At 36.1% G+C, this 3847-nt stretch carries 1 protein-coding gene and 3 pseudogenes; all 4 read right to left on the reverse strand.

Translation table 11 applies throughout. The annotated features are described in order from the left end of the window. Positions 1-39: 39 nt before the first annotated feature. A partial coding sequence (locus AFK68_RS06705; RefSeq protein ID WP_143437638.1) for an adenylate/guanylate cyclase domain-containing protein occupies positions 40-861 on the reverse strand: 822 nt, incomplete at its 5' end. A gap of 1 nt (position 862) precedes the next feature. After that, positions 863-1491, reverse strand: a pseudogene (locus AFK68_RS34640) (response regulator); the annotation flags it as partial. A gap of 177 nt (positions 1492-1668) precedes the next feature. Then, positions 1669-2608, reverse strand: a pseudogene (locus AFK68_RS06710) (sensor histidine kinase); the annotation flags it as partial. 114 nt (positions 2609-2722) lie between these two features. Then, positions 2723-3547 (reverse strand): annotated as a pseudogene (locus AFK68_RS06715) (RNA-guided endonuclease InsQ/TnpB family protein); the annotation flags it as partial. Between the last annotated feature and the right edge of the window lie 300 nt (positions 3548-3847).

The following is a 3847-nucleotide window of genomic DNA, read 5'->3' on the forward strand; positions in this document are numbered from 1 at the left end:
GCTACCACAAAATGTGGCGAGGCAAGAGGAAAATTAGTATTATTTTTGAGTAAATTTCCAAACTCCATCCCAATTTTTCGGCAGACCAGTTACTGTTAATTGGTAGATTCTTTCCAAATAAAGTAGAGATGTTTTATCTACAGAATTCACTGCTAAAACTTTCTGGAAATAATCTTTAGCCAAAACCAAATCTCCCTCACGATAATACTTCAAAGCCAGTTCAAAATCTACTTGAGTTTGTAACTTTAATTTTCGTACATAATCAACTTCGCCTTCAAGAACTTCATAGACATTAATCGGCTCATTTCTACCTACAACTGATACCAGATCTAAAAAACGAATTTGATACTTTTCTGGATTCTTTAAACCCTGAAAAGCTGACTCGGAAATTAATAGTGAAACACCATAATATTTAGTTAAACTTTCTAAACGAGCTGTCAAATTGACATTATCAGAAATAGCATCTCCAGACATTCGATTTGCCTCTCCAACAATCCCAACCATCATATTACCTAAATGAATACCAATTCCTACTTTTATGGGAAATGAACCTTGTGCTATTAATTGATGATTATATTCCTGCAATTTATTCAGTTTACCAATGGCAGCTTGTACCGCATCATCAACACCATCCGGAAATACTGCCATAATCCCATCTCCCATAAACTTAATAATTAAACCGTTGCGATCGCGGATTTCTGGACAAACTTGTTGTAAATAACCATTCACAAAAGCAAAAGTTTCTTGAGAACTCATCTTTTCAGATAAAGTTGTAAAAGAGCGAATATCAGAAAAGACAATTGCCATTTCTTTACTAACTCTGTCTCCTAGTTTAACATCTAGAATATTTTCTTTTGACAGNATGGCAGCTTGTACCGCATCATCAACACCATCCGGAAATACTGCCATAATCCCATCTCCCATAAACTTAATAATTAAACCGTTGCGATCGCGGATTTCTGGACAAACTTGTTGTAAATAACCATTCACAAAAGCAAAAGTTTCTTGAGAACTCATCTTTTCAGATAAAGTTGTAAAAGAGCGAATATCAGAAAAGACAATTGCCATTTCTTTACTAACTCTGTCTCCTAGTTTAACATCTAGAATATTTTCTTTTGACAGTAACTTCACATATTCGTGGGGTACAAAACGCTCGTAGGAATTAGTAATTTTTGATAATTGAATATGAGTTTTAATTCTAGTTAATAATTCATCTTTAGCAAAAGGTTTAGTTAAATAATCATTGGCACCAAATTGGAAACCCGTCACTAAATCGGCAATTTGATTTTTAGCTGTTAACATTAACACTGGTAAACTTTGGGCTGGATATTTTTCTCTGAGTTTAGCGCAAACTTCATAACCAGACATATTTGGCATCATTACATCCAGTAAAATCAGATCAAAATTATTATTATTCAAAGCTGCTAAAGCTTCTTCTCCATTTAATGCTTGGGTAACTTGATAATTATTTGCCTGAAGATGGTTATTCAAAACTTGAATATTTACAGGTTCATCATCAACAACTAAAATGTGGAAATTACCATTAGGGTTCTTATTTTCTAAGGGTTCAGTTTCGACTGGTGTTTCTACATTATCAACAAGATAGCGAATACTGTTAACCGTAGGAGTAGGAAAACTGGGGGTATCAGGTACAGGTTCCTGAGAAANCAACAACTAAAATGTGGAAATTACCATTAGGGTTCTTATTTTCTAAGGGTTCAGTTTCGACTGGTGTTTCTACATTATCAACAAGATAGCGAATACTGTTAACCGTAGGAGTAGGAAAACTGGGGGTATCAGGTACAGGTTCCTGAGAAATAGGTAGGGAAAAGCTAAACCGGGAACCGACACCAACTTCTGATTTTACCCAAATTTGACCACCATGGAGTTCGACTAATTGTTTGGTGACAGCTAACCCTAAACCTGTACCGCCGTATTTTCTAGCAGTTGAACCTTCTCCTTGTTCAAAAGATTCAAATATCCGATCTAGTTTGTCGGAGGGTATACCAATACCAGTATCAGATACCATGATGATAATTTCGGTAGCTTCATCTGGATCTTGTTTAGAGGAGTTTAGGGAGGCAGAGATTTCGACTTTCCCGGAGTCAGTAAATTTGATAGCATTGCCAATTAAATTATAGAGTATTTGTTGGAGACGGTTTTCATCAGCAGAGACGGGAGGTAAGTCTTTAGGTATAGCATTTATTAATTGGAGATTTGTGTTTTTGCTAACTAATACTTGATTTAGGGTGACTACTGCTTCGACGACTCCCCTAACGTCAATAGCTCTGATTTGTAATTCTAAGTTGTGGTGTGTAATTTTAGAAAAGTCGAGAATGTCGTTAACGAGGTTGGAAAGACGACGAGCGCTGGAAACTATCATGGTTAAGTTGGATGTAGTTACGGGGTTTAACTCTCCAGTGCTTCCATCAAGGAGAAATTCTCCGATACCGATAATACCATTTAGTGGGGTGCGGAGTTCGTGGGAGGTGTTGGCAAGAAATTCGTCTTTGAGAGAGTCGAGTTCTGTAAGTTGTTCGTTTTGTGCTTCTAGGGTTTCAAATTGTGTTTCTAGGGTTTCAAAGGATGTTTTGAGCTGCTTTGCCATCTCGTTAAAGGAGTTGGCGAGTTCCCGTTCTACTAAACTTACCCAAACTTACCCATGAGTGATTGCATGAGCTTTGGAGCTAGCTTCCTGTTTCACTGAAGACCACTGACCGCNTTTATGATTTTTGAGCATTCCACTTACGTTCAAATCTTCTATCACTATGGTGCTGTGGTTTTTGGCTAACCATGTTGTGAGTTTATGGAGTGCATCTGCTCTGATATCAGCTACTTTTTTATGAGTCTTGGCTAGTTTTTTTATGGCTTTGGCTCTGTTAAAGGACCCAGGCTCTTTTTTGTTGACACGACGTTGATAACGAGTTAGTCGTTTTTTTGCTTGCTTATAGGCTTTAACGTTAGCAAATTTAGTTCCATCACTACAAGTTGCTAGAGTATTTATGCCTACATCTACACCAATAAGCTCTCGTTTTTTTCTACTAGGGTTGGCTTGAGCATCATCATCATATTTAAAACTAATGTACCATTCACCTGCGCGTTTGGATATTCTCACATTTTTGACTGGCACTGAAGGTAAGATTTCATACGTTTTTACTACTCCTATTCTTGGTAGCTGTATGTAGTTTCCTTTCAAAATTTTAATACTTCCTTCTAAGTAGAAACTATCTTTTTTCCCTTTTTTCTTAAAGTTCGGAAATCCATGTTTAGGAACAGTTAAAAAGTTTTTAAATGCTCTATCTAAATCTCTTAAGGCTTGCTGGGGGGCACACTTTGATACTTCATAATACCAGGGATTTTCACTTTTAACTTCATCAACCAGACGTTTATGCAAGGTAATTGCACTAGGTCGTTTTTTCGTTAATTGATATTCCTTGATAGAAGTAGTTAATCCCCAGTTATAAGCATGGCGAGCCACACCTGCGTGTTTGGCAAGTATTGTTTTTTGGTAATTGTTAACTTTTAACTTGGTCTTAATTGATTTCATTTGAGCTAGTAAGCCATAAAAAAAGTTTTTGATAATTATTTAGCATGACTTTAATGTATGATAGCAAATAATCTAATCAGCATATTTTCAATATTTATTAATATTTGTTTAATTTTGTCCAATTATTTGCTTTCAGTAGTTAACCCTATCTCAGAGATAAATTCTTGACTTAGCGATTTGCTGTACTTGCTATCTGAGTTATAAAATACCACTGCTTTTACTGAGTTTAACTCAGTCTGAGCATATTTTGCTAAAGCTTTGCAACTGCTCGATCGTTAAGTACGGTGCGAAAAAAATTTA

The sequence above is a fragment of the Hydrocoleum sp. CS-953 genome, assembly GCF_002260545.1.
In the GTDB taxonomy this organism is placed as follows: domain Bacteria; phylum Cyanobacteriota; class Cyanobacteriia; order Cyanobacteriales; family Microcoleaceae; genus Trichodesmium.